This is a genomic window from Anabaenopsis sp. FSS-46 (assembly GCF_029891665.1).
Taxonomy (GTDB): domain Bacteria; phylum Cyanobacteriota; class Cyanobacteriia; order Cyanobacteriales; family Nostocaceae; genus Anabaenopsis; species Anabaenopsis arnoldii.
The window spans coordinates 43,478-69,608 of sequence record NZ_JANQDG010000080.1; the positions used below are offsets into that span (position 1 = coordinate 43,478).

Consider the following 26,131-nt stretch of genomic DNA (forward strand, 5'->3'; position numbering starts at 1 on the left):
AGATTGACGATGTCAAAACATTAGAATCACTATTTCAGCTTTTTTGATTGAACTTCGGTAATAGTTAACTGGTGCATTAAAACAGTATTTAGGCGATATCAAAATGTATCAACCTCAGTGGTGGAAAAGATTATTCTTTCATGTATTTGCCAGTATTACTTTTTATACTGCTATTCCTCTACCTTATGTCAATGGGCTAGACTTCCGCAGAGCAGCGTATTTTGCCCCCCTGGTAGGGGTGATGATTGGCGGTATTTTAGGGCTATGTGATACCGCGATGAATTATCTGGGGATACCATTGCTAACTCGTAGCGCTTTAGTAGTGGTTATCTGGATTGCTATAACTGGAGGATTGCACTTAGATGGGGCTATGGATACTGCTGATGGTTTAGCGGTGGCTAACCCGGAAAAACGCTTAGAGGTGATGACAGACAGCGCTACAGGGGCTTTTGGGGCTATGGCAGCTATGGCAGTAATATTACTCAAAACCACAGCTTTAACGGATATTTTAGACCACCGTTGCCTACTGCTGATGGCAGCTTGTGGATGGGGACGCTGGGGACAACAACTCGCCATCGCCCGGTATCCTTACCTCAAACCCACTGGTAAAGGCGCATTTCACAAACAAGCCATTCGTTCATATCCCGATTTATTACCAGGACTGTTTTTACTCTTGAGCTTGAGTGTGTTAATGACGTTATTCCATAGCCAGTATCTATTTTTTGCCCTCAGTATGAGCGGGGTGGGAAGTGCGATCGCTCTCCTGACCGGTTTATGGTTCCATTATCAATTAGGCGGACACACAGGAGATACTTATGGCGCGGTAGTTGAGTGGACAGAAGCCTTATTTCTCTGTGTTCTCACCATTTTTTAAGATTTTTTAATTACTTCACCGCTTGCAGTTTTGTTACCTTCAGTTCAAAAAGTCCCACCCCAGTTTCCCCAAAGGAGCGGACGCGGATAATATACTTTCCTGTTTCCTGAATGCGGGTAAACAGTAAGGAATTGGTAGTACCATCAGGTCCATCATCATTTTCCGCCACTGTGGCTCCATTAGGTCCCAAGAGTGTAATGACGGTATCAAAACTCTCAGAATTCAAATCAATCACTAGCTTATCACCCTTATTCAGGTTGACTATATAATCCCGGCCAAAGCCACCTTGTCCCGTGGGGATATCTTTTTCTGAAAGGGTATCGGACAGTTCAGTACTGGGAGTTATAGGAATAGGATTATACAATCCGTTTTGAGCATATCCCACAGTTGTATTTATGCCCATGACCAACAAGGTGGTAGGAATCATCATTAGTTCTCTTAAACCCACCAGAAAAGCTTTACTAATCATTAGTGTTCTCACAAAACAGGTCGCCACATTTAGGATAGATGGATGAAAGTAACTTTACCTATCAACTTTGAGGTATTTGTCTTTGACCGCAGTAGTAACAGCGGCTAAACCTAAGACAGGAATACCATCCTGATTGAGTGTTTGCACAGCAGACCTGAGGGTGGCACCAGTGGTATAAATATCGTCAACTAACAATATGGGGACATTTATACGACGACTGTGTAATTCTCTCCCAACGCTAAATGCTGACGCTAAGTTACTTTCTCGTTGCGATGCTGATAACCCAAATTGTGCCTCAGTTTCCTGCACTCTTTTTAAACCATTGGCTAGCAATTTTAACCCAGTTGTTTGACAGAAACTTTCAGCTATGAGTGCAGCTTGGTTATAACCGCGTTTTTTTTGCTTATTGGGATGGAGTGGTATGGGGACGACTACAGGGCGTGGTTTACTTTTCGATACATTTGATAACAACCATGCTTCCCCTAACCATTGACCTAACGGACGGGCAATTTGGGGTTGATTTTCATATTTCATCACCGCGATCGCCCGTTTGACAATACCGCCATAGACTCCCCAACCAAATACAGGTATTGCTTGTTGCCATAAAGCAGCAGGATCCCCGTGCTGGCAGTTTTTAAGTTGCTTAATACAATAGGGGCAAAATTCTCCAGATGTCGTTCTTTGGCATAAAAGACAACTTGATTGGAGAAACAGGTTGAGAAAGTTGTTAAAATTTTGCTTCCAGGTTGGCATTTCCAGAATGGGAGAACTTAGACTTTGATATGGTTAACTTTTACAGACAAAGTATAATTTTACTTGTAAAATTTATTTCATGGCATTTTATGCTTGAGGAGTTATAACCAGTGTGGCATCACTTAACACTAGGAAAGTGACCAGTCCATGTCCACAAGACTGATAACTTGAGTAGGAACATATTATTTGACGCTCCCAAAACTTACACAATCCTCTCACGAATTCAGCTACGTGAGTAAGGTCTGTAATGTTTAAGCTTGAAAAACCCTGCCAAGGTTGCCAGTAGCACTATATACTGTCTACCAGGACTGTAGATATCACTATTATCAGGCATTTTTTAGCCATTCACTAAACCATGAAACTTGAGGATATATATCAATTCTTTGAGGATCCTCCGCCAGCTTATCTCTGTCAGGAACTAGCAGTTTGTTACATTTTGTACGTTTTAATACAACATGAATCCTATGGCACTGAATTGATCCAGCGACTAGAAACTGAATACCCAGACTATCGACTTTCGGATACCGTACTTTATAGTGCGATCAAATTTCTCGAAGACGAAAAGGCTATTACTGGGTATTGGAAGAAACTCGACGGGCGAGGAAGGCCCAGAAGGATGTACGAACTTTCTCCACAATGGCAAGAACAGTCGCAAAAGTTGGCCCATCTTTGGCAAGATTACATAAAGGAAAGGAAAAATTCATGAATATTTGCTCATAAATTCAGTCTCATCCTATGAAAACAATAATAATTTTAGTTATGAATAATGCAATTGTGCCATCTACGCTCTTGCTCACTTTGTTGTTATCCGTGGGTCTATTTTTCTTTATTCGGGCCTCAACCAAAGACCGCACAACAAAAGCAGAACTTGTATCTGAACAAGACGAAGCTGCTTTAATGCCGAAAGTTAAGGAGTATTTTCGCCAGCGTTCTTACCAAGTAGTCGCCATAGATAGAGAAAAGAATCAAGTGATTTTCGAAGGTTTTGTTCAACCCAGCTTATTTTTAGCCCTGTTTTTAACGCTGTTAGCATCTGCTGGTATGGCTTGTCTAGCATTGGTTTTGTCGCTACTTTTTCCGAACTTTGGCAATTGGTTTCTGGGATTGCTACTATTGTCACCTTTAAGCGGTGTATTTTATTGGCAAAAAGCTGGAAGAATTGAGAAGGTATCCTTGCGCATAGAAGAAGCAACCCAGGATAAACTAGGGTTTATAAGTAAACTAACTATAATTGCCCATCGAGATGAACTCATGGAGTTCCAGAGGGCTTTACAGTTAGAATCCGCTGATTGATCACAGCAAGTAGGAAAACCTAACCGGGATATACTTCCCTACGAAATTGGAGCGCAGGGAAAGGATTATATCCGGTTACAGAGCCTCTTCGGCAATCCATTGCAGGAGAAGGCGACTCAAGTCTCAGGGGATGTGTTTTGCTCTATCTCACTCTCCTGTAGAGCATTTGAATAGAAACAAACCTATACAAACCAATGTTTGAGCCGAAGTTAATTTCTCCATACAGTCGAATTAACTGGACTCCATATCGATGTACTAGCAACTTAGTCAGAAACTAAAAAAAAACGAAAATTTTTCATAAACTGAACCACTTTACCAGTTAAATGATTGACGTAACTCACATTCCAAATCTAAAGACAACCATGAAGAATTCAGCGGCTAGCCACAGCCGCTGGCTCCACACCTGTCGGAGATTCTAATGACCGCAGGCTGGGAAACAAGAAATGGTTTTCTTCTACGTATTGAGCACCAAACAGCCCCTTCTCTGCCCAGAAATAACGGTCTGTGGTATGCTCATTTCGCTTGACAAGTAGCAATGCGGGTGGGGCAATGCCTTCAGCTTGAATAAATTTTCTTGCTGCTGTGACAGGTTTTTCTTCGCCACTTTCAATGCTATATTGAGGCACGTGTTCTAGAATCCGTCGTCCTTCTTGACGACGACGACTTTTCCGCTTCCGTCTTCTAGCCAAAGTATTTTCCTCCTCTTTCAAGCTATAGATTGTAGTTATAGCTACAAAATCAGTGGCAATTATATAAGTTCTAGTTTAAAATATCAAGAGTTTTTAAAGTTTCGATACACAGAAGTAAAACATGAAATTTGTAAAGCATATAATTCCCTGGTGCAACCCCTCACCCAAAAGATTTAGTTAAGCTTTATTTAAAGAGGGATAAAAAATAAAGCAATGCTTTTCTATCTTCCCTGAAATTCTGTAATCCTGAGCAAAAGCTAAAAAAATGTTAATGTCTGCCAGTTCAGATTTTGTTGCTCTATGCCGAGAGCAAATAGCACTGCTAGCCGAAGGGCTGGGAGCATCATTATGTGTTGTTTATCTAACAGAAGAACTGGTAGATGCTCCTGCTGGTAAAGCGAAACTCATTCCTGTGGTGGTTTACCCGGAGACTGCAGTATTACCTCGAGGGAAAGAAATGACGGGAGCAAGACTTGGCGATGTTTTGGTCAGACATGACCAACAGGGTAAGTTATTGCCAGAGGGTACAGGATCAAGGATTTCATTAGACGAGACAAGGAAAGCAGATGCACAAAAAGCAAATTTACACGAGGAATCTCGACTCAGTGAACACCAAATTGTCCTACCTCTGATTCATCAAGGTGTGATGATGGGTCTATTGATTACAGGTAGAGAAGATAGGGACTGGAATCAACACGAACAAAGCGAAATTGAAAAAATCCTGCAAACCATAGCCATCGCGTGTTTCCTAGACCAACGTCGAGCCTGGTTACAGCATCAGCTACATCAACAACAAATTCTGCAAGCACAGCAGCGAGATTTGCTTGATAACCTACTACACCAGTTTCGTAACCCATTGACCGCCTTGCGCACCTTCGGCAAACTGCTATTAAAACGCCTGCGTCCAGGTGATCCCAACCGAGACGTAGGAACTAATATTGTCAGGGAAAGCGATCGCCTCGAAGAATTACTGCGACAGTTCGAGCAAGTAATTGATTGGTCAGAGGGTAATTTCGCCCCCTTGTCATTGCCTGAAAACGAAGTATTTGTGGAAGCAACTGTCGAAAAACAACCCAAACCCGTACTCTTATTGCCAGGAATAGGAGAGAAAAACATTGATTGCTTTGTAGTTGACTTATTAACACCATTATTGGTATCAGCTCAAGCAATAGCACAGGAGCGTCATCTAGAACTCATAACCGAAATTCCCGCCCACTTGCCCCCGGTAAAGGCTAACGTCAAAGCATTACCAGAAGTATTCAGCAATATTATTGATAATGCTCTAAAATACACTCCTCATGGTGGCAAAATAGTCATTCAATTAGGGCAAGAAAAACCTAATTTTCAGGGAATCGCTATTAGTAATACCGGCGCAGGAATTCCACCACAAGACCTAGCCCATTTGGGAGAACGCCATTATCGGGGAGTGCAAGCCCAAAGTGAAATTCCTGGTAGTGGTTTGGGACTAGCGATCGCCAAACAATTAATAGAACAAATGGAGGGCGAAATGGAAATTTTCAGCCCTGCAATTAACTCGAGTCTGGTTTCACCCCATACACCGGGCACTACATTTATAATTTGGTTACCAATCACTAATCGCCAATGATTATCTCACCGATTAATGCCCTAAATTTCAGTTTTTCTCCTAGGTATTCAGACAATTTGCGTCATTAAAAGTTCCTGAAATGTTGATTTTTAATCCTGACAATATTAACTATCATTTGTTCTTTAGGGAATAGGGAATAGGGAATTGGTGTTTACTTCATGAGCCTGAAAAAGGCTTTATAGCAGCTAAAAATAAAGCGATCGCCTGCCATATATATTTGCACTGGCTATCGCTCATGGGAAATAATTAAACTCACAGATCAAATATAGTCAATCTGATTACAGGTTTATGACTAAATTAGAATTAAGTCGCAGCGTCAAATCTTGTTCGGGTCTTAAAACGAATGCTTCAACTTGTTGTTTCCGTAGCAATACACTAGCTAAAGCACCAGCAGCAGCACCCCCGATAGGTTCTAAAACTTCAACTCTGCGGTTTCCTGTAATTAGTGAAATTGCAGTAGCTGCACCAGCCCCAATAGCAGCATCTGTTAATACTTTACTGCTATCATTTTTACTAATTGTTTCAGTTCTGGTAATTATCTGAGAGGAAGCATTAATTAATTGCTTAGGACGGCCATCAGTAAAGACTAACTCCCTGGCCACGAACCTCACACCCCTAATATTGTCATTGTTTCTGCTTCTGTTATCGAAATATACGGGTTCTAGCTGTCCTACAACTTCAGTGTTTCTGGGAATTAAGATATTTCTGCGATTATCGATGATGTCATTTGATATTTTCAATGTCAGGTTCAATATTTCCCCACGAACCACAACAACTCTTTCTTTTTCGTGTGTGACAGGAAGACTCACGTTAGCGTTACCTGGAATTGTTACCGTTCTGGTTTGCCCAATAGTATACTGGGCATTAGCAGGAGTAAAGGCCATCATCGGAGTAACAGTACTAGTAATTGCCATTGCTACGAGTGCAGCGGTGTGATATTTCCATTGGTGAAGAGTATTCATAATATGCTTGTGCTTAATGTGTGTGCTGTATGATCTGACGGGCTATTGATTATGATTGTTTCTGGTTGTGTTTTAATGTGACTATAGTTATATATTCAAACAAAAAAAACTTAAGCCAGAAGTTTTTCATATTGTTGCAGCTAGCACTTTTGATACTAGGGACAGGTGAAAATGATGCTATGGCAATAGATAACTCACCAATTGCAGCACTCTTCAAGTAAATAGAATACACATCCTCATATGATCAATCTTGTGCAGTGGCGAGGAAAGTCCCCCCTTGCATAGCGCAGATGAAATGCTTGTAAATATGCATCTGACATTCTTGCTCACCAGATAAAAAAGATTGATTAAGATTTGGTAAAGGAAAATGTTCAAACCATATCAATACAACTCCCACAAGCAGGATGATTTTCTTTTAGGTAAAATTAGCAAAATAATTTGCCTAATATGAAAAATTGCGTCATCATATTGTTAAGTTTAGTAAAATTACGGACTTAAATACTACAATAGTAAGAAGCACATAGCTAAACTATCAAATAGTGCATCTGTACTGCCAAATAGGAAAACACTTAGATGTGGTGCTGTAGCCTCAATGATTCCAGTACAACTTATCCTCAAAAACTTTCTCAGTTACCGTGATGCAAGTTTAGATTTTAGCGGTTTGCATACGGCTTGTATTTGTGGTTCTAATGGTGCCGGTAAGTCTTCTCTGTTAGAAGCAATCACATGGGCAATTTGGGGTGAAAGCCGCGCTGGTGTTGAAGATGATGTGATTCATTCAGGGGCGAAAGAAGTTCGGGTGGATTATATTTTTCAATGTAACCAGCAAAAATATCGGGTGATTCGCACAAGAGTTAGGGGTGCTAGTGGTGTCCTAGAATTTCAAATTGAAACAACTTCTGGGTTTCGCGCCCTAACTGGTAAAGGTGTCAGAGCAACCCAGGACTTGATTTTACAACACATCAAGCTTGATTATGATACGTTTATTAATTCTGCCTACCTGCGTCAAGGTCGTGCTGATGAATTTATGATCAAGCGTCCCAGTGAACGCAAGGAAATTTTAGCAGAGTTATTAAAACTCAATCAATATGATCAACTCGAAGAAAGAGCAAAAGATGCATCTCGCCAGTTTAAAGGTAGGGCTGAGGAGTTAGAGCGTACTCTGGAGTCAAGTCAAATTCAGCTGCAACAACGGGAAGTAACCGCAGCCCAAAAAGCAGAATTGGAAACGCAACTCAACCAACTGCAACAGGTTCAGGCCTTTGAGAAGATTCAATTACAAAGTTTGCAACTTGTCCAGCATCAGCGCCAAAATTGGGAGCAACAACTTAATTTTTATAGGCAACAACAGCAAAATTTAACTCAAGATAGCGATCGACTGCAACAGGAACAATCAGCAATTCAAACTCAGCTATCAGATTTAGAAGCAATATTAAATCAGGAACCTGAAATACATAACGGCTTTAGGCACTATCAAAATCTGGAGTTGCAAGAAGAAGCCTTAGCAACTAAGTTTCAAGAATACACCCGTGCAACGGCACTGCTGCAACAAAAGCAACAGCAACTAACTAGCCAAATTCACGAACTAGAAAGGGAACTACAACAAGTTGAAGGACAATTAGTAGCCTTAGAACCCCAAGAGCGAGAAATTCAGGAAACTCTTCATAAATCTGCTGAAGTAGAAGCTGCTTTAGCACAACTGATATCCGCCCGTCGGCGTTTAACTCAATTAGATCAACTGCAAATGCAAGTTTCTCCTTTGTTACAACAACGGCAAAACCTGCAAACTCAACTGGATAAAGTTCATGCGGGGGTTGTAGCACGTCTAGAACAGTTACAAGCTAGAGAAAACCAACTAAAAAGCTCCTCACAACGTCAACAGCAACTACAACAAGCGGCCAGAGACTTAGAAACCCAGATTTCCCAAATGGAGAAAGATAAAGTTTACCTGCAACGAGTACAGGAAAAAGGACAGGAAAGACGGCACTTTATGGAACGTCTACAAGCTCAAGAACGGGAATATGAAAGATTATTGGGGGAGTTGGAGCAAAAATTGCAAATGCTCCGCACCCCTGATGCAATTTGTCCCTTGTGTGAGCGTCCTTTAGATGAACATCACTGGAATCGTGTCGTAGATAAAACTAAAGATGACTACAAGGATACTGAAGACCAGTTGTGGGTATTCCGGGAACAAAAGGCAGTATCAGATCGAGAAATTCAACTACTCAGACAGGAATATCGGGAAATACATCATAAATTGTCCCCTTATGATAATCTACGAGAACAAAGAGGTCAGTTAGCTGCACAACTGCAATCTATTAAGGACACTGAGCAAGAATTACAACAATTAGCTACTGAAAGGCGGCATTTAGAGCGATCGCTGGAAGTGGGTGATTACGCCCCAGATCAACAGGCGGAACTGCGACAATTAGATGAATATTTACAACAACTGAATTATAATGAGCAAGACCACGCTCTGGCTCGCAGTGAAGTAGAGCGGTGGCGGTGGGCAGAAATTAAACAAGGGCAAATTAAAGACGCAGCCAAGCGACAGGCGCAAATAGCCGCCCGCAAACCAGAATTACAAGGGAATATTGCCCAATTACAAACTAAAATCCAGCAGGATAAAACTGATTCTGACTGTGCGAAACAAATTTCTCAACTTGAGCGTCAGATTGCCGAAATCGGTTACAGTTCAGAGCAACATAACAGCCTGCGCCAAGCTTTACGCCAAGCTCAATCTTGGCAATTGCGTTATCAGCAACTTTTATCAGCCCAGCAGCAGCATCCCCAACTCCAGCAACGATGGCAGGATTTAGACGCTTCTAGGAGGGAAAGATTGCAAGAACGGGAAAAACTCCTGACCCAAATTGCAAATATTACCGAACAGTTAGAGCAATCAGCCAATCCCACGGAGCAAATCAACGCTTTAGAGCAGAAAATTCACACACGCCGACGAGAGCTTGATGATTATATATCACATCTGGGGCGTTTAGAACAGGTGATGTTACAATTGGCAAACCTGCAAACCCAGTATGAGGAACAACAGCAGGAATTACAAACTTGTAAGCAGCAACAACGAGTTTATCAGGAATTGGCGCAAGCATTTGGTAAAAATGGTATCCAAGCAATGATGATTGAGAACGTCTTACCTCAACTGGAAGCTGAGACCAATCAACTGTTATCGCGGTTGAGTGCTAATCAATTGCACGTACAATTTATTACTCAAAAAGCTGGGCGGAGTAGTAACGCCAAGAAGAAAAGCGCCAAGCTGATTGATACCTTAGATATTTTAATAGCCGATTCCAGGGGAACACGAGCCTATGAGACTTACTCCGGTGGCGAAGCGTTTAGAATTAACTTTGCTATCCGTTTAGCCCTAGCAAAATTACTGGCACAGAGGGCTGGTGCAGCGTTGCAATTATTAATTATAGATGAAGGCTTTGGTACACAGGATGCCGAAGGATGCGATCGCCTAATTGCCTCCATTAATACTATCGCCTCTGATTTTGCCTGTATCCTCACAGTTACCCATATGCCCCATCTTAAAGAAGCTTTTCAAGCCCGCATTGAGGTGAATAAAACTCAGCAAGGTTCCCAGGTAAGCTTATCAATTTAACTCTGAAAAAGTTCTGCCCACACCCCTGTGCCTAAAGTACGAGAAACCTAACTACGTTGCTGTTTCTGCCGCGGTTTTCAGCATTTTCATGATAAATTAATCAATTCGTTCCGTATTACCTATTCTTACCCAACCTTCCTGTTGGCTTTGAGTGCGAATTTTTTGCCATCTTTTATCCTGGCTTTCTTCCAAGATAATCAGTTCTTCATTCACCCCCACCCCAGCCACACGGGGAGCATCCAACGTTGGTTCAGCTCGCACACTTAAGCCTTCAGTCCATATCACACGGCCTCGGTAAGCCCCCGGTGGTAATGTTTCCGTGGGAGTTTCCGGGGGAGTTTCCGGGGGAGTTGGTTCAGGGGTGGATATAATATTTACCTCAGTTGTTTGAGGAGCTTCTTGTGGTAAAGACGTACCGTCATTTGCAAAAATAGGTTTAGGCGGGGAGATTAAATTTCGATTAATGAAATAAAATGCAACGGTAACACCGCTACCGATTAAAATAGCGATCGCCATGACAAAGCCGAGTATCAACTTAAGTAAATTAGAAAGCATCCTTATCACCTCATCACCAGTAATCAATAGTCAATAGTCATTTAAGATTAAATACCGACTATTGACTAATTATCATAGCTGTCGCCGAATGTGTGAACCCGGCTTACTATTCGCGGTAGCGTCTCGAAGACAAAGTATCACTCAAAGGATTGTGTTTCGAGGCTAAACGAGCCCTCCCAGATGCAGCCCATTCTTGTAATTGTTGAATTTGCTCCACAGCCGTTCGCGCCAGGGGTATAATCTGGCTCGCAGCTTCCAGAATATCATCAGTAGTAAAATCGCGGTTTTGACTAAATCCAATGTGCATGGCTTCAATCAAAGTTTGCTCAATTTCGGCTCCTGAAAAATCCGGCGTTTCATAAGCTAATCTCTCCACATCGTAACCTTTGATTTTATGGGGGCGCAGTCGGGATAAATGAACGTTAAAAATTGCTTTTCTTTCATCTTGAGTAGGTAAACCCACAAAGAAAATTTCATCAAATCGCCCTTTACGCAACATTTCCGGGGGTAGGGCTTGGATATCATTAGCAGTGGAAACAACAAACACAGGCGAAGTTTTTTCAGCTAACCAGGTAATAAAAGTACCAAACACACGGCTAGTAGTACCTGCATCACCTTTACTACCCAGTCCGGAAAAAGCCTTATCAATCTCATCAATCCACAATACACAGGGGGCGAGGGCTTCTGCTACCTGAATCATTTGGCGAGTCCGTGATTCTGACTCACCCACTAAACCACCAAATAAGCGTCCTACATCTAAACGTAACAGGGGTAAATGCCAGTGATGGGCGATCGCTTTTGCTGTTAAAGATTTACCTGTTCCTTGAATACCTAACAACATTAAACCACGAGGGTGGGGTAATCCGTACTGTCGCGCCTTATCAGTAAACGAGCCACCCCGACGCAGTAACCAATCTTTGAGGTTATCTAGTCCCCCTATATCAGAAATTTGCTCAGTGGCTGGGTAAAAGTCCAGGATTTGGGTTTGGCGGATAGTTTGGCGCTTTTCCTCTAAAACTAAGTCTACATCCTCTGGTTGTAATTCTCCATGGGATGCGATGGCTCGCGCCAAAACCCGCCGTATCCGTTCCATGGACAGACCTTGACAGGAACGCACCAAGTCATCGATAACTTTCACCGATAGGGAATTATTACCAGTGCTTTGTACTAACCTTTCCACCTCAGCTTTAATTTCCGGCGCTGCGGGTAAAGGAAACTCCACCACCGTGAGAACTTCGGTTAAATCGTCAGGAATAGCAACCCGCGGCGACAGCAATACCAGATTTTTCGGTTGGGACTTCAGGAGTTTAGCTAAGTTGCGAAGTTTGCGGGCGATCGCCACATCATCTAAAAATCGATGATAATCACGTAAAATCAAGACAGCAGGGGCAGAAGCTGGCAACTTTTCCACAAATTCCAAAGCTTGCAACGGGTTACGCTTGCCAAACCCTGTATCATTGGGGTTTCCCTGGTAGCCATCCACAAAATCCCAGGTGTATACAGGACGGTTTCCTTGGTTTGCAGCTTCTTCCCGGATTGCGGCTTCTACCCGTTCCTCTTCATAAGTGGGGATATAAATCAAAGGGTAGCGGGCGCGTAGCAACAATTTAAATTCTTCACGAAAGTTCATAATTTTTCAAAACTTAAAAATATTTATTTAAAAAACCCGGCTCTCAGAAACCGGGTGTATTGATCAATGGTTAAACTAATAAATCCCTTTTCAGGCTGATCACAAGCACTACAACTTAAAACATTTACTCACCCCGGAAGTTGCTTTTTTAACGCCTCCAAAGAAGCCCAACGACTATCAACGGGCTTGTCTGAACTATCAACCTTAGCAGTCAAAATACCCGGACAATTGAGGTTACAAAGCTGGCGCTGAGGCAATTCCAAGCACATCTGCTCATATAACCACTCACTCGGATAAAAATAACCATCAGGTGAGAGGGTTTCCAGCAAATCTTCCATCACTACTTCCCTCTCTAAAGGTATATCCTGTATTTGATTAGCAGCTTCATCTAACCAAATAACTTCTTTGGTATTCACTATTAAACGATGGTTATATTGCTGCAAACAGCGGTTACAAGTACAAGTAACAATTGTTTCTGCTTTCCCAGATACTTCTAGGTAATTGCCATGATGCTCTATCCGCAACCGACCACGAACCGGTGTTAAGCTTTCCAGACCAGGGAGAAACTCTTTAACTTCGATTTCCTCTCTCCGCTCCGGGGCTTTGGTAAGTTGGGGAATAAAAATTGCGTCCATAGGATTTCGATATAATCACGAACAGTTATATTTTGCTGTCACAAAAACCATAAAGCCGTCCTAGAAGGACGGGGTTTTTAACCCAAATTTCTCATAACTCTGTTTTAGCTTTTGAACAGAAGAGAAATTTTGTATTGACAAGGTTTTTATGATATAATCCGGTTTAAACCGGATTATTCAACTGTCGGCGCTGGACAGACCACCAAATGACGGTGCGGCTCTCGTCCACGGCTAAAAGTTTGCAAATCTGCAAATTCTTGGAAGAAAGAATGGATTTGTCGCCTTTCAGCAGCACTGAGAGACTTTATTTCTACTTCCCTACCAGAAGCGCGTACCTCCTCCGCTGCTGCTTCTGCCAAAGCGCGAATTTCCCCTTGTCTTTTGAGGCGGTACCCATTCAGATCAATGGTATAAGAGGCTTGTGACCCTGGGGGCTGGTTGAGGTTTAGCACCGAGTTGGCTAAATACTGAATCGCATCTAGCACTGAACCGTTAGCGCCAATTAAAACTTGGATTTGTTTCTGGGTCAGGTTAGTTTCATCAATAGTCAACCAGTAGCTATCTGTTTCTGGGAAATTGTCAAATTGAGAGGGGTCAGTTTCTAAATTCCCTTGAATCTCCGCAGGTGTTCCTGTTAGTCGCAGCAGGGTTTTTAACCACTGCTGCCCTCTGTGCATCCCACTGTCAAGCATCATCAACCTGTAGTCTTTTTCTTAGAACTTTTGGGCTCAAATGGTAAACTTCTCTGTTCTGCTGCGGCTTCTTTCTCTTGGGTGGCTACAATTTGTTGTAGTCCCTCCGGTAGAGGTTCACGGGAGAGAATATAAGTTTGGGCAGTTTGGAAAATATTACCAATCACCATATACATTAATACCCCAGCTGGTAGGGGGAAGAACAAAAACATTCCAGAAAATATAACTGGTGTGATTTTGTTAACTGTATCTTGTTGGGGGTTACCACCACCAGAATTCTGCCCGGAAATCATTTGGCTGACATAAAGGCTGATGCCGAAAAATACGATCATCGAGACAATATCCCAGTGGACTTTACCATCAGGATCTATAGCACCAACTCTACCCAAAGCTTCTATAAACAAAAATCCTTTTTCTGCTGCTAGTCCAGGAATTGAGCCTTGAATGGTCACGTCTCCTGGTTCCAAGGCTTCTATATTGCCCTGGGCATCTATTTTGACCCTCTCTTCCCCTTTCATGACTTTCCATTGAGGAATCAGGTTATTTTCTGGGTGTTCTGCTAAAAGCGCCTGAAATGGTTTACCATCAAGAGTTTGATATTGGATCTTAGTTTTTTCTCCTACGGCTAATTTGTTACCCCCAGGTAGAATGGCAGTGACACGAACGTGCTCTCCATCAGCAATGTAGATGTTTTGGGGAGCGGTAGCAAAGGCCTGGGGTTGAATTCGTTCAATTTGTTCAGCCGGAAAAATTTGCAGGTTAACGCTGTAGTTTGCACCAGCAAAAGGTGAACCCCGCAATGTGGCAAACAGCGCTAATAATACTGGCATTTGCAGCAATAGGGGCAGACATCCTGCTAATGGGTTACCAAATTCTTTTTGGACATTGACCATTTCCTCTTGCTGCTTTTGCTGATCGTCCTTATACCGCTCTTTAATTTCTGCCATCCGCTTCTGCATCAGAGGTTGCACAATTCGCATTTTCCGCATATTACGAATTGAACCAGCACTCAGGGGATAGAGCGCGAAGCGGATTATCAATGTCAAGGCAACGATCGCCAATCCATAGCTAGGCACAATCCCATAGAAAAAATCTATGATTGGCAGCATCACGTTGTTTGAGAGAAACCCGATACCAAAATCCATTATTCTGAATTCAACCTGAGTTACTGTAAACTAATCTGAATGTGACATACTCCTACACTTGTGTGCAGGCCGCCCAGAGAATCCCGCTGTTGCACAGGAGGCTCTCGGCTCTAAGAACGGAATGCCATCCCGATCTATTTTTTATATTTATAGCTTACTAGATTAAAGTAAGTGTTGCCTTCGCTAGTCCCTACTATTTTGTAGAAACGCGACGAATCGCGTCTCTATTACTGCTATATAAAACATAGACAAAGCTAGACTTTACTTTCTACTTCAACGGGAGCATGGGAGCGGTTATCCCTTAGTAGACTTCCACGCCTTAGCCAGACGCGATATTTCTCAAGTTAAGATTTACAAGAAAGACTACCGCTATCATTGCTTGGTTTTCGCGTTGGCAATAGTCTTAATTCAATACTTGATATCGTAGGATTATATATCAATTGGGCGATTTTCTTAACTCACTTATATCAATGCTTGTCAACATAAGTATAGTTTTGTTTATAAAATAGTCAGCTTAGGACTAGCTCATTTTTTGGGAAATGCTGAAAACCACAATATTTTTAGCTCCCATGGGTACTGTGTTTTTATTATACTATACAAGTGTTCGATATTCCTGGACTTTCATATCACCCCCATGCAAAAATTTCCTCTGGTCTTCTTTCTCAGGTGACGTTATATGTTTTCTTTTATCCCCATTCCTTGACTAATTATGGTATATTAAACGGAGTCGTTATGAGTTTATTTAACCCCTATGACTAACCCGACTGTAGAAAATTTGGTAATTATTGGTTCTGGCCCAGCAGGATACACAGCGGCCATATATGCAGGACGAGCAAATTTAAAACCGGTAGTATTTGAAGGTTTTGAAATGGGGGGTTTACCCGGGGGTCAATTGATGACAACAACGGAAGTAGAAAATTTTCCGGGGTTTCCCCAAGGTATTACCGGACCAGAACTAATGGATCAAATGAAGGCGCAAGCTGAACGGTGGGGGGCACAGTTATATACTGAGGATGTAATATCTGTGGATTTGAGCCAACATCCTTTTATAGTGCGATCGCAGGAAAGGGAACTAAAAACCCATAGTATAGTTATAGCCACTGGTGCTACAGCCAAGCGTCTAGGTTTACCTAGTGAACATAAGTTTTGGAGTCGGGGGATATCTGCTTGTGCAATTTGCGATGGTGCAACACCAATTTTCCGCGGTGCAGAATTAGCTGTCATTGGTGCTGGTGACTCGGCGGCGGAGGAGTCTATTTACCTGACTAAATACGGTTCTAAGGTAAATCTACTGGTGCGTTCTGATAAAATGCGAGCATCTAAAGCCATGCAAGACAGGGTTTTAAGTAGCCCAAAAATCGAAGTACATTGGCACACTGAAGCTGTGGACATCTTCGGCGATGGTCAGATGTCCGGGGTAAAAGTACGTAATAATCAAACTGGGGAAGAAAGGGAAATCCACGCCAAAGGTTTATTTTACGCCATTGGTCATAGTCCCAATACAGCCTTATTTAAAGGACAGCTAGAATTAGACGATGTGGGTTATATTGTGACTAAAAATGGTTCTGTAGAAACCAGTGTAGAAGGTGTATTTGCAGCCGGGGATGTGCAAGACCACGAGTTTCGTCAAGCAATTACCGCGGCGGGTACTGGCTGTATGGCGGCCATGTTGGCAGAACGCTGGTTATCATCACGGAATTTAATCACAGAATTTCATCAATCAGCTACAGTAGAGAATGAATTGGAACCCCAAACCACCAATAAAACTGAAGCCCAAGAGGAGGCTGGATTTAATTTACAGGCCACACGCCATGAAGGGGGTTATGCTTTAAGGAAATTATTCCATGAAAGCGATCGCTTGCTGGTGGTGAAATATGTATCCCCTGGTTGTGGTCCTTGTCATACTCTCAAGCCGATATTAAATAAAGTCGTGGATGAATTCACAGGCAAAATTCACTTTGTGGAAATTGACATTGACAAAGACCCTCAGATTGCGGAGAATGCTGGGATAACTGGTACACCCACGATTCAGTTGTTTAAACATCAAGAATTATTGAAAGAAGTCAAAGGTGTGAAGCAAAAGAGCGATTATCGTCAAATGATTTCGAGTTATCTTTAGAGAAAAACTTCACCCGGACTCGCTTCTAAAAGTATAGGGAAGCGGAAAAACTTTGATCGCAGATGGGTTTCAAAGCCTCTACTCTCAAAGAACCTGCTCCTCTTAGCTCTCAGCCAAGAGGAGCGTTTGTTATATCTTGCTTGATGCGTGGGCTCCCTCATGGCCATAAATAAACCTCAGTTACCGAAATTTATCCGTTTCGCCCAAAATTCCCACCTGTCCCAGAAATTAATGGTCATTGGCATCGCCATTACCCTATTGTTCCTGTTTTTAGCATTTTTTGCCCCTGTGTTAGAGGCTTGGGGATGGTTACAAAACCCCAGAGAGTTCCTTTCTAACCCCATCCAAGAACCACCATCAGCTAAATATTGGTTTGGTACGAGTCGCTTGGGACATGATGTATTTTCTCGTACATTATTTGGTGCCCAAGCTGCGCTGCAAGTAGTGATATTAGCTACAGCAATTAGTATGATTATTGGTGTGCCATTGGGGATGGTGAGTGGCTATCTGGGGGGTAAGTTAGATCGGGTGTTGCTGTTCCTCATGGATAGTATTTACACATTGCCGGGGCTACTACTGTCTGTGACACTGGCTTTTGTCGTGGGGCGGGGAATTTTCAATGCGGCGATCGCCATTAGTATTGCCTACATTCCCCAATATTATCGCGTAGTACGTAACCACACTGTGAGCGTTAAGAAAGAGGTATTTATTGAAGCGGCTCAAGCCATGGGTGCTTCCACTTGGGTTGTACTATGGCGCTATCTATTTTTTAACGTCATTCAAAGTGTACCCGTACTATTTACTCTCAACGCCGCCGATGCCATTTTAGTATTAGGCGGTTTAGGCTTTTTGGGACTAGGACTTCCCGAAGAAGTTCCAGAATGGGGACATGACTTAAGACAAGCCTTAGAAGCCCTACCCACGGGAATTTGGTGGACTACTCTCTTCCCCGGTTTAGCCATGACATTAATGGTAGTAGGGTTATCACTACTAGGTGAGGGTTTAAATGAATTTGTCAATCCTCGATTACGGCGAGAAAATAGAATGCGGAAATAGTTACTATTTCCCCTATCTAAAATATTGTTGAAGTTATTACCAAGAGGTTAGAGTGAAAGATAATATTTCTTTAATTGCGGCTGCTACTGGTGGGTTTATGCTATCCGTCGCCCTGTCCGGCTTATTACGGGGTACACCGATGACAGCTTGGTACGACGAACCAAGGAGTTTTCATTCAGTCATGGTTAGTAGTTCACCTATGGACGCACAGAAAACACCAAACCCAGGATTTTTTGTTCAATAAAACCCAAAAAAGCTAAATAATATTTTTTCAGGTGGTTAATTCACAATTAATTGGTATTGATGTGGGGGGGACAGCCATTAAGCTGGGACGGTTCAACCCGGATGGTACTTGCTTAAAATCTTTGACTGTAGCCACTCCCCAACCATCGACACCAAAAGCCGTTGTAGCTGTAATTATAGATGCGATCGCTCAAGTTGACCCATATAATCAAGCTATTGCCATTGGTGTGGGTACTCCCGGTCCAGCTGATAAAAGTGGACGCATTGCCCAAATTGCCATCAACCTACCGGGATGGCTAAATGTACCTTTAGCGGACTGGTTAGAAGCCAAAACAGGTAAACCTACGGTTATTGCTAATGATGCCAACTGTGCCGGTTTGGCAGAAGCTTGGTTGGGCGCTGGTCGCCACTTTGACAATCTAATTTTATTGACCTTGGGAACTGGGGTTGGTGGTGCGATTATTTTCAATGGCAAACTGTTTGTAGGACATGAAGGCGCTGCTGGGGAACTGGGTTTGATTACCTTAAACCCCGATGGGCCTGTGTGTAAGAGTGGTAATTCCGGTTCTTTAGAACAGTATGCTTCAGCTACGGCAATTCGTCGCCGCACTGGACAGGAAGCATGGGAATTAGGCGCGCTGGCTGCGGCGGGAGATAAATTTGCCTTGACTTTCTGGCAAGAATATGGTATGTGTTTGGGTATTGGTCTAACTAGTTTAATTTACGTTTTAACTCCCCAAGCAGTTATTATTGGTGGTGGAGTTAGTGCTAGCTTTGAGTTTTTTTACCCCGCACTGAAGGCAGAAATTGAGCAGCGAGTCATGGCTACGAGTCGCGCAGGGTTAGAAATTTTACCGGCAGAATTAGGGAATTATGCGGGCATGGTGGGCGCTGCAAAGTTGGCATCATTACTTCTTGGGAAGGGGAATTAGAATTACTGCGGTGAATGAGCAAATACCCGACTTCTCGAAGAAGTCGGGTATCTATTTCCTCATCGTTGTATTTATTGAGGTTGAAACTTGTCTGGTGTCTCAACAAGACTTTGAAAATATACTCAAGAAACCTGTACAGGTGTTGGTAAGTTGGATACAGGATGAGTTCTGTTAATAGCGGCTTCCATAAATCCTTGGAATAAAGGGTGAGGAGTGCTAGGACGCGAATGAAACTCGGGATGAAATTGACAGGCTAAAAAGAAGGGATGCTGGGGAAATTCCACAATTTCTACCAAGCGTCCATCGGGGGAAGTTCCACTGATCACATACCCAGATTCTAACAACATCTGACGATAACTATTATTAAACTCATACCGATGCCGGTGGCGCTCGTCAACTACTTCTTGTTGATAAAGACTAGCAGCTAGAGTATTAGGGAGCAAATGACAAGGATAGAGTCCCAGTCGCATGGTACCGCCCAAATCAACTACATCCTGCTGTTCTGGTAATAAGTTGATGACTGGATACTTGGTTTTGGGGTCAAATTCCGCACTGTTTGCACCCGTTAATCCTTGTACGTTTCTCGCCCACTCAATTACGGAACACTGCATTCCTAAGCATAAACCTAAAAAGGGTATTTGGCGATCGCGAGCGTATTGAATAGCTGCAATTTTACCATCCACCCCGCGGATACCAAAACCACCCGGGACTAGAATACCATCCACACCTGCTAAATGAGTTTCCGGCGATTGGGTTTCTAAATCTTCCGAGTTCACCCATCGCAAGCGCAAATCACCATATGTGGCAATAGCTGCATGACGCAGTGCTTCTACTACGGACAAATACGCATCACTTAACTGTACATATTTTCCCACAATGGCAATTTCCACACTGTACTGAGGACTGTATAAGCGTTCTACCATTGTTTGCCAATGGATCAAATTTGGTGGGCGTTGTTCCATTTGCAACAACGCTAATACTTGTTCTGCTAATCCCTCCTGTTCTACAATTAGCGGTACTTCATAAATACTCCCAGCGTCTTGGGCAGTAATGACGCATTCCTCTGGAACATCGCAAAATTCCGACAACTTGCGTTTTAATCCCACAGGTAAGGGGCGATCGCAGCGACAGACTAAAATATCTGGTTGAATGCCAATTGATCTTAATTCCTTGACAGAATGCTGTGTGGGCTTGGTTTTCATTTCCCCGGCCGAAGGTATCCAAGGTACCAGGGTAACGTGCATATACAACACATTTTGCCGTCCCACTTCCTTGCGTAACTGGCGAATAGCTTCCAAAAATGGCAGTGATTCAATATCACCGACAGTCCCACCTATTTCCGTAATTAATACAGATGGATTTGTAGCCTCAGCCACAGTCAGAATCCGCTCTTTAATTTCATTGGTGATATGGGGGATAACCTGTACAGTCCCGCCATTATAGTCTCCCCTCCGCTCTTTATTAATTACTGCTTGGTAAATTAAACCAGTGGTAACACTGTTTAGCCGCGACATAGAAGTATCAGTAAAGCGTTCATAATGTCCCAAGTCTAAATCTGTTTCCGCACCATCTTCGGTAACAAAAACTTCCCCATGCTGAAAAGGGCTCATAGTACCTGGGTCAATATTAATATAAGGGTCCAATTTCAAAATCGACACCGAATAATCTCGCGATTTGAGTAAACGGCCCAGACTTGCTGCTACAATGCCCTTACCAATACTGGAAACTACACCTCCAGTTACAAAGATAAACTTAGTCATAAGTTAGTAGTTAGAATTTTTAGCAACTTCTCAAAAAACATCCCGTCATTGTGCCACATTTGCTGTGGTGAAATATTTTGTGCTTTTGTCGTGAAAAAACTTCTAGGTTTAGTAATATTAGGGTTTATCGTTACCTCCTCTGTAGTCGCATTGGCCAGACCATCACTATTAGTTGTTTATCCCCCAAACAACCACCAAACAAACTCCGAAAAAATCTTTTTCATTGGGACTGCGCCACCAGATGGAAAGGTTCTCATCAATGGTAAGGCAATTAACCGCAGTCAAGCCGGGCATTTTGCGCCCAGTTTCCCTTTGCAGTTAGGAGAAAATCTCTTTACTGTCAGTCACCAAAATCAGCAACTAGAAATTAAAGTTACAAGGCTGGCGACGGTAGCCGAGTTACCTCAAGGATTAGCCTTTGCCAAAGATTCTCTGATTCCTGTAGCTGACATTGCCAAACTACCGGGAGAATTAATTTGTTTTAGCGCCATTGCACCCCCTAACGCCAGTGTATCTGTCAATCTGGCAAATCAAACTATTGCTCTTGTACCCCAACCTCAGCAGATAAGACTACCAAGTAATTTAGCAGCACTTACAGGAAACAACCAGCCTTATGCTGAGTCGATCCCGGTAAGGTATGAGGGTTGCACTACGTTTCAACAAGCTGTTTCCCTAACCCCAATTGATGGTAATAACATGATTGCTGATGGGAAAAGCGTAGATTTGGGGAAACCAGAATTTCAACTAACACTCAACGGCGAGACGATAACTCAACCAGGAACTGGCAAAATTCAAATTCTCTCACCTGCAAACTTAGAAGTTGCCGAGGTAGTAGTAGATGCAGGGGTAGCGCGGACAGGACCAGGTACTGATTATTCCCGACTTACCCCACTCCCCAAAGGTACACAAGCATCAATTACAGGCCGTGAAGGTGAATGGTTACGCCTAGACTATGGTGGTTGGATTCATAGCAGGGAGACTCGTGTTTTACCAGGTGCAATTCCGCCACGCACAACGATTCGCAGTGTCGGATATCGCCGGATTCCTGGTACGACAGAGATAGTTTTCCCTCTACAAGTTCCTGTACCCGTGAGCGTGCAACACAGCGATGATCATTTCACTATCACACTTTACAATACTACAGCCCAAACAGACATAATCCGTTTGGATGATGACCCTTTAATTTCTCGTCTAGATTGGCAGCAGGTAGCTCCAGAACAGGTGAAATACGCCTTTAACCTGAAAAAAAGTCAAATGTGGGGGTATAAGCTCAGATACGACAATACAACCCTGATTTTAGCTTTGCGTCATCCGCCAACAAGGGGACGGAAAAGACGAAAACCCCTATCTGATATCAAGATTCTACTCGATCCCGGACATGGTGGCAAAGAATCCGGTGCTGTGGGTCCAACTGGATATACAGAAAAAGAAGTTAATTTAGTCGTCTCCCAATTATTACGGGATGAGTTGGTAAAATTAGGGGCTACTGTTGTAATGACTAGGGATAGTGATATTGAAGTTTCTCTGGGCGATCGCATGGCTATGATACATCGAGAAGAACCAGCCATCGCCCTTTCCATACATTACAATGCCTTACCCGATAGTGGTGACGCTGAAAACACCAAGGGAATCGGCACTTTTTGGTATCATCCCCAAGGCCACAGCCTAGCTGTATTCCTGCACAATTATTTAGTCAAAAAGCTGAACAGACCCTCCTATGGTGTGTTCTGGAATAATCTGGCCCTGACACGTCCCACAGCTGCGCCATCGGTGTTATTGGAATTAGGTTTTATGATTAACCCCCAAGAGTTTGAATGGTTGACAAATTCTCAGGAACAGAAAAAATTATCAAAAGCCTTAGCTCAGGGAATTGTAGAGTGGTTTAAAAGTAGGGTGGGTTAGACGGCGATCAATTATATTTTCTTGAAAAGGTTTGTACCGTTGTAATATCAATTTACAAAGACTAGCACGTGACCCATCAACGATAACAAGGTGGTTACAGAAATACCGACTCTTGGATTAGCTGGGTTACTGAAAATGAAAAAACCACCCGGACAAGAGCCAAAAATCAAAGGTGAGGTACTCGAATCGCTCAAAACTCAATTAAATTCGTCCGCTGGTTTTGCGAGTTACAAAGAAATTGTGAGTTGGCTCAATGACAATTATGGATTAGATGTAAGTTACCGAATGGTACATTACCTAGTGCGATACAAGCTCGGTTGCAAGCTGAAAGTACCAAGACGATGCAGTGTCAAGCAAGACCCACAAGCAATAGAGACATTTAAAAAAACATTGCACAAGCAGTGATAATTTGGCAAAAACTATTTGGTCAAGGCAAACGGTTACGTTATCTATGTCAAGAAGCTCTTTTTTATGCAGCTTCAATGTAAATTGATATAACCCACCAAAACATTTTAATCATGCGATCGCTTTTAGGATTAATCATTCTTGGTTCCTTCACAACTCCCAGCCTAGCTTGGGCGCAAGAAAACACGCTGAAAATAGTTTATCCGCCAGCAAATCACCAAACTAATACAGATAAAATATTTCTTCTGGGAACCGCACCACCAACAGGACAAGTTTTAATTAATAATCAACCCATTAAGCGCAGTAAATCTGGACATTTCGCCCCTAGCTTTCCCTTGGATGTGGGAGAAAATCGGTTTACTGTGACTTACGACAATCAACAACTGCAAATACAGGTAACTAGAGTTGATAATCAGCCTAAAATCCCCCAAGGATTAGCCTTTGGAGAAAATACCCTTACGCCCCAAGTTGATATTTATCGACTACCAGGAGAAGAAATTTGTTTTAGTGCGATGGCTTCGCCCGCCGTAGGCATCGCCTCTCCTAATGCTAATGTAAGCGTAAGATTGGGAGAGCAAACTGTTAAGCTATCACCGCAACTAAAACAAATATCTCTACCCAGTAATTCAGCCATATATATAGATGGTAAAAATCAACCCATCACTCAAATTATCCCAGGGAAATATCAGGGATGTACAAAATTAGGAATATTACCAGATGGAAAAAAACCAGAATATCAATTAACTCTCAATAGCGAGACAACAACTCAAGTCAGTTCTGGTAAGATTCAAACCCTTTTACCAGCCAAACTTCCAATAGTAGAAATCATAGCTGAGGCTGGTGTGGCGCGGACAGGCCCCAGTACCACTGATTCACGGTTAACGCCTTTACCCCAAGGTGTGAGAGCATCTGTTACAGGTAAAGAAGGTGATTGGTTGCGTTTAGACTATGGAGCTTGGATTCATAGTCAAGAAACTCGGATGATTCCAGGTGCAATTCCACCACACTCGATGATTCGCAGTATAATTTCGCGGGAATTACCGAAAACAACAGAAATAGTCTTTCCTTTGCAAGTTCCTGTCCCTGTCACTGTAAAACAGGGGGATAAAACTCTTACCCTGACTTTACATAACACCACTGCCCAAACAGACACAATTCGCCTAGATGATAACCCTTTAATTTCTCGTCTAGATTGGCAGCAAATAGCTCCTGGCAAGGTGCAATATACTTTTAACCTCAAAACAAATCAACAGTGGGGATATAACCTGCAATACCGAGATACAAGCTTAGTTTTAAGTTTGCGTCATCCTCCGGTTCTTACCCGCAGACAAACACAACCTTTATCTGGGGTAAAAATTCTGCTGAACGCCGGACATGGTGGGGAAGAATTAGGCGCAGCAGGACCAACAGGTTATTTAGCGAAAGATTTAAATTTGGTAGTGACAAAACTTTTGCGGGATGAATTGCGGCGACGAGGTGCAACAGTGGTAATGGCTAGAGAAGATGACCGGGATTTGTCTTTGGTGGAACGTCAGAAAATGATAGAAGAAAATGAACCTGCGATCGCACTGACTTTTCATTATCGATTTTTGGCTGATGATGGTGATGCGGAAAATACTAAGGGAGTTAGTAGTTATTGGTATCATCCCCAAGCGCACAGTTTAGCTGTGTTACTGCAAAATCGGTTAGTGCAAAATTTGGGTAGGTCTTCTTTTGGGGTGTATTGGAATAATTTAGCGCTAACACGTCCCCATTCTGCGCCATCGGTTTTATTGGAGTTGGGTTTTATGAGTAACCCTGATGATTTTGAGTTGGCGATGGATGTTCAGGAACAAAGGAGGTTAGCGAGGGTTTTGGCTGAGGGTGTTGTGGAGTGGTTTAAGAAATGATTTTTATCACGCAAAGGCGCAAATTCGCAGAGAGAAAGAGGAGTTGGGATTTTAGGTTGGTTCATCATTCAAAAAATCTGGATTATTCATAATTCCGTAATTGTACGTATGTAATTTGGCTTGTTGGTTTAAAATCAAGCGAGTGTAAATGTAATGTCAAGTCAAGCAGACTCTCCAAATCTCTGCTACTCTGCGTGAAATAAACCCCCAAACCAGTATAAAATTAGAAAATGTATAGCGATCGTAACTAACCCGAAACTGATATGCTTTACAGACATGGTGACTGACTTGACGCATTGAACAATAATGTCTTGTTCATGTGGTAACTATCGGTGAGCTTCTTTTTTAATTCTATGCCATTGGCTGCTGAAATTTGTCCGTTTACCTTGTTGCCAACCGTGCAGAAGCGGCATAGTAAATAAACCCCAAGCCAAACCCGTAATTAACCCAAAAGGTGTAACTAAATAATTATTAAAATCCCACAACCCAAAAACCTGGGCCGCTAATTCCAAGGGGTAAGCCATCATCAAAACGCTAGCTAAGGCTGCACCATTCCAGCCGTATTGACTTAACCAGTAAAAACCTTTACCACCGGTTACCCCATACAACAAGCGAGTCACTAGCAACCCCGTCACAGTACCATAGCAGCGCATACACACAGCCATAATAAACGGGGGTGCTAAATCTAGTCCCATATCAGGTTGCGGACAGACATGATTACCCATGAAGTAAATAATATCCGCAATCCTGCCGAGCAAAGACACATCAGACGCAGCCAAGAAAGGAGCAAGAGGGGGGCCAAAAACCATCCCCACCAACAGGAAATCAGCAATAAAACTCACCCAATTAATCTGTACATCTTGCTGAAACACTACTCTGGACATCTTCTTCTTTGCGCCTTTG

At 42.7% G+C, this 26,131-nt stretch carries 23 protein-coding genes; 12 read left to right on the top strand and 11 right to left on the bottom strand.

What is annotated here, in order from left to right:
* Positions 1-103: 103 nt before the first annotated feature.
* Positions 104-874 carry an adenosylcobinamide-GDP ribazoletransferase gene (cobS, locus tag NWP21_RS09290; protein WP_280792472.1) on the top strand — a complete coding sequence of 257 codons (771 nt, stop codon included), beginning with the start codon at positions 104-106 and terminating at the stop codon, positions 872-874.
* Between the two features lie 10 nt (positions 875-884).
* Here the strand turns inward: cobS and NWP21_RS09295 are convergent, their stop codons facing one another.
* Positions 885-1,343 carry a PPC domain-containing protein gene (locus NWP21_RS09295; protein ID WP_280792473.1) on the bottom strand — a complete coding sequence of 153 codons (459 nt, stop codon included), beginning with the start codon at positions 1,341-1,343 and terminating at the stop codon, positions 885-887.
* 54 nt (positions 1,344-1,397) lie between these two features.
* Positions 1,398-2,096: a ComF family protein gene (locus NWP21_RS09300; RefSeq protein ID WP_271731626.1), complete on the bottom strand. Its 699-nt coding sequence runs from the start codon at positions 2,094-2,096 to the stop codon at positions 1,398-1,400.
* Between the two features lie 355 nt (positions 2,097-2,451).
* Here NWP21_RS09300 and NWP21_RS09305 point away from each other — a divergent pair, with 355 nt between their 5' ends.
* Together NWP21_RS09305 and NWP21_RS09310 are read left to right on the top strand one after the other, a co-directional pair.
* On the top strand, positions 2,452-2,802 hold the full coding sequence (locus tag NWP21_RS09305) for a PadR family transcriptional regulator (protein ID WP_271731624.1): 351 nt from the start codon (positions 2,452-2,454) through the stop codon (positions 2,800-2,802).
* Positions 2,803-2,855: 53 nt separating this feature from the next.
* Positions 2,856-3,389 (top strand): cofactor assembly of complex C subunit B, encoded by a 534-nt coding sequence (locus NWP21_RS09310; protein WP_280792474.1) that lies wholly within the window; start codon positions 2,856-2,858, stop codon positions 3,387-3,389.
* Between the two features lie 371 nt (positions 3,390-3,760).
* Here NWP21_RS09310 and NWP21_RS09315 read toward each other — a convergent pair whose 3' ends face one another.
* Positions 3,761-4,078, bottom strand: coding sequence for a DUF3155 domain-containing protein (locus tag NWP21_RS09315; RefSeq protein WP_271731621.1), 318 nt, complete (start codon positions 4,076-4,078; stop codon positions 3,761-3,763).
* A 265-nt stretch (positions 4,079-4,343) separates the two neighbouring features.
* Between NWP21_RS09315 and NWP21_RS09320 the strand changes: the two genes are divergently transcribed.
* Complete coding sequence (locus tag NWP21_RS09320) at positions 4,344-5,684, top strand: HAMP domain-containing sensor histidine kinase (protein ID WP_280792475.1); 1,341 nt, start codon at positions 4,344-4,346, stop codon at positions 5,682-5,684.
* A 278-nt stretch (positions 5,685-5,962) separates the two neighbouring features.
* On the opposite strand, the gene NWP21_RS09325 is transcribed toward NWP21_RS09320, so the two are convergent.
* Complete coding sequence (locus NWP21_RS09325) at positions 5,963-6,646, bottom strand: conjugal transfer protein TrbI (RefSeq protein ID WP_280792476.1); 684 nt, start codon at positions 6,644-6,646, stop codon at positions 5,963-5,965.
* Between the two features lie 592 nt (positions 6,647-7,238).
* Between NWP21_RS09325 and NWP21_RS09330 the strand changes: the two genes are divergently transcribed.
* A complete protein-coding gene (locus tag NWP21_RS09330; RefSeq protein ID WP_280792477.1) occupies positions 7,239-10,265 on the top strand; it encodes an SMC family ATPase in 3,027 nt (1,008 codons plus the stop codon).
* Positions 10,266-10,361: 96 nt separating this feature from the next.
* Here NWP21_RS09330 and NWP21_RS09335 read toward each other — a convergent pair whose 3' ends face one another.
* The 5 genes from NWP21_RS09335 to yidC all read right to left on the bottom strand — a co-directional run bounded on the left by NWP21_RS09335 (position 10,362) and on the right by yidC (position 14,922).
* Positions 10,362-10,820, bottom strand: coding sequence for an SH3 domain-containing protein (locus NWP21_RS09335; protein WP_280792478.1), 459 nt, complete (start codon positions 10,818-10,820; stop codon positions 10,362-10,364).
* A 106-nt stretch (positions 10,821-10,926) separates the two neighbouring features.
* Entirely contained in the window at positions 10,927-12,450 is a 1,524-nt protein-coding gene (locus tag NWP21_RS09340) for an AAA family ATPase (RefSeq protein WP_280792479.1), read from the bottom strand.
* A gap of 128 nt (positions 12,451-12,578) precedes the next feature.
* Positions 12,579-13,085 carry a YceD family protein gene (locus tag NWP21_RS09345; RefSeq protein WP_271733434.1) on the bottom strand — a complete coding sequence of 169 codons (507 nt, stop codon included), beginning with the start codon at positions 13,083-13,085 and terminating at the stop codon, positions 12,579-12,581.
* Between the two features lie 173 nt (positions 13,086-13,258).
* Complete coding sequence (locus NWP21_RS09350) at positions 13,259-13,777, bottom strand: R3H domain-containing nucleic acid-binding protein (protein ID WP_271733450.1); 519 nt, start codon at positions 13,775-13,777, stop codon at positions 13,259-13,261.
* A gap of 2 nt (positions 13,778-13,779) precedes the next feature.
* Positions 13,780-14,922, bottom strand: coding sequence for a membrane protein insertase YidC (yidC, locus tag NWP21_RS09355; RefSeq protein ID WP_280792480.1), 1,143 nt, complete (start codon positions 14,920-14,922; stop codon positions 13,780-13,782).
* 751 nt (positions 14,923-15,673) lie between these two features.
* Here yidC and trxB point away from each other — a divergent pair.
* The 4 genes from trxB to NWP21_RS09375 all read left to right on the top strand — a co-directional run bounded on the left by trxB (position 15,674) and on the right by NWP21_RS09375 (position 19,272).
* Positions 15,674-17,041, top strand: coding sequence for a thioredoxin-disulfide reductase (gene trxB, locus NWP21_RS09360; protein ID WP_280792481.1), 1,368 nt, complete (start codon positions 15,674-15,676; stop codon positions 17,039-17,041).
* A 159-nt stretch (positions 17,042-17,200) separates the two neighbouring features.
* Entirely contained in the window at positions 17,201-18,097 is an 897-nt protein-coding gene (locus NWP21_RS09365) for an ABC transporter permease (protein WP_280792482.1), read from the top strand.
* A 52-nt stretch (positions 18,098-18,149) separates the two neighbouring features.
* Complete coding sequence (locus NWP21_RS09370; RefSeq protein ID WP_271731240.1) at positions 18,150-18,341, top strand: hypothetical protein; 192 nt, start codon at positions 18,150-18,152, stop codon at positions 18,339-18,341.
* A gap of 31 nt (positions 18,342-18,372) precedes the next feature.
* Positions 18,373-19,272, top strand: a complete 900-nt coding sequence (locus NWP21_RS09375; RefSeq protein WP_271731239.1) for an ROK family protein — start codon at positions 18,373-18,375, stop codon at positions 19,270-19,272.
* Positions 19,273-19,394: 122 nt separating this feature from the next.
* Here the strand turns inward: NWP21_RS09375 and NWP21_RS09380 are convergent, their stop codons facing one another.
* Entirely contained in the window at positions 19,395-21,032 is a 1,638-nt protein-coding gene (locus NWP21_RS09380) for a CTP synthase (RefSeq protein ID WP_280792483.1), read from the bottom strand.
* 90 nt (positions 21,033-21,122) lie between these two features.
* Between NWP21_RS09380 and NWP21_RS09385 the strand changes: the two genes are divergently transcribed.
* The 3 genes from NWP21_RS09385 to NWP21_RS09395 all read left to right on the top strand — a co-directional run bounded on the left by NWP21_RS09385 (position 21,123) and on the right by NWP21_RS09395 (position 25,228).
* Positions 21,123-22,934, top strand: a complete 1,812-nt coding sequence (locus tag NWP21_RS09385) for an N-acetylmuramoyl-L-alanine amidase (protein ID WP_280792484.1) — start codon at positions 21,123-21,125, stop codon at positions 22,932-22,934.
* 135 nt (positions 22,935-23,069) lie between these two features.
* A complete protein-coding gene (locus NWP21_RS09390) occupies positions 23,070-23,339 on the top strand; it encodes a winged helix-turn-helix domain-containing protein (RefSeq protein WP_280792485.1) in 270 nt (89 codons plus the stop codon).
* 113 nt (positions 23,340-23,452) lie between these two features.
* Positions 23,453-25,228 (top strand): N-acetylmuramoyl-L-alanine amidase, encoded by a 1,776-nt coding sequence (locus NWP21_RS09395; protein ID WP_280792486.1) that lies wholly within the window; start codon positions 23,453-23,455, stop codon positions 25,226-25,228.
* A 326-nt stretch (positions 25,229-25,554) separates the two neighbouring features.
* Here NWP21_RS09395 and NWP21_RS09400 read toward each other — a convergent pair whose 3' ends face one another.
* Complete coding sequence (locus NWP21_RS09400) at positions 25,555-26,112, bottom strand: DUF2085 domain-containing protein (protein WP_271731228.1); 558 nt, start codon at positions 26,110-26,112, stop codon at positions 25,555-25,557.
* Positions 26,113-26,131: the final 19 nt, after the last annotated feature.

Coding starts and splice junctions, on each gene's coding strand:
- NWP21_RS09310 (WP_280792474.1), top strand. CDS start 2,856: ATGAATAATGCAATTGTGCCATCTACGCTCTTGCTCACTTTGTTGTTA.
- NWP21_RS09320 (WP_280792475.1), top strand. CDS start 4,344: ATGTTAATGTCTGCCAGTTCAGATTTTGTTGCTCTATGCCGAGAGCAA.
- NWP21_RS09390 (WP_280792485.1), top strand. CDS start 23,070: ATGAAAAAACCACCCGGACAAGAGCCAAAAATCAAAGGTGAGGTACTC.
- NWP21_RS09365 (WP_280792482.1), top strand. CDS start 17,201: ATGGCCATAAATAAACCTCAGTTACCGAAATTTATCCGTTTCGCCCAA.
- NWP21_RS09305 (WP_271731624.1), top strand. CDS start 2,452: ATGAAACTTGAGGATATATATCAATTCTTTGAGGATCCTCCGCCAGCT.
- NWP21_RS09350 (WP_271733450.1), bottom strand. CDS start 13,777: ATGCTTGACAGTGGGATGCACAGAGGGCAGCAGTGGTTAAAAACCCTG.
- NWP21_RS09295 (WP_280792473.1), bottom strand. CDS start 1,343: ATGATTAGTAAAGCTTTTCTGGTGGGTTTAAGAGAACTAATGATGATT.
- NWP21_RS09300 (WP_271731626.1), bottom strand. CDS start 2,096: ATGCCAACCTGGAAGCAAAATTTTAACAACTTTCTCAACCTGTTTCTC.
- NWP21_RS09345 (WP_271733434.1), bottom strand. CDS start 13,085: ATGGACGCAATTTTTATTCCCCAACTTACCAAAGCCCCGGAGCGGAGA.
- yidC (WP_280792480.1), bottom strand. CDS start 14,922: ATGGATTTTGGTATCGGGTTTCTCTCAAACAACGTGATGCTGCCAATC.
- NWP21_RS09340 (WP_280792479.1), bottom strand. CDS start 12,450: ATGAACTTTCGTGAAGAATTTAAATTGTTGCTACGCGCCCGCTACCCT.
- NWP21_RS09330 (WP_280792477.1), top strand. CDS start 7,239: ATGATTCCAGTACAACTTATCCTCAAAAACTTTCTCAGTTACCGTGAT.
- NWP21_RS09380 (WP_280792483.1), bottom strand. CDS start 21,032: ATGACTAAGTTTATCTTTGTAACTGGAGGTGTAGTTTCCAGTATTGGT.
- cobS (WP_280792472.1), top strand. CDS start 104: ATGTATCAACCTCAGTGGTGGAAAAGATTATTCTTTCATGTATTTGCC.
- NWP21_RS09400 (WP_271731228.1), bottom strand. CDS start 26,112: ATGTCCAGAGTAGTGTTTCAGCAAGATGTACAGATTAATTGGGTGAGT.
- NWP21_RS09325 (WP_280792476.1), bottom strand. CDS start 6,646: ATGAATACTCTTCACCAATGGAAATATCACACCGCTGCACTCGTAGCA.
- NWP21_RS09395 (WP_280792486.1), top strand. CDS start 23,453: ATGCGATCGCTTTTAGGATTAATCATTCTTGGTTCCTTCACAACTCCC.
- trxB (WP_280792481.1), top strand. CDS start 15,674: ATGACTAACCCGACTGTAGAAAATTTGGTAATTATTGGTTCTGGCCCA.
- NWP21_RS09335 (WP_280792478.1), bottom strand. CDS start 10,820: ATGCTTTCTAATTTACTTAAGTTGATACTCGGCTTTGTCATGGCGATC.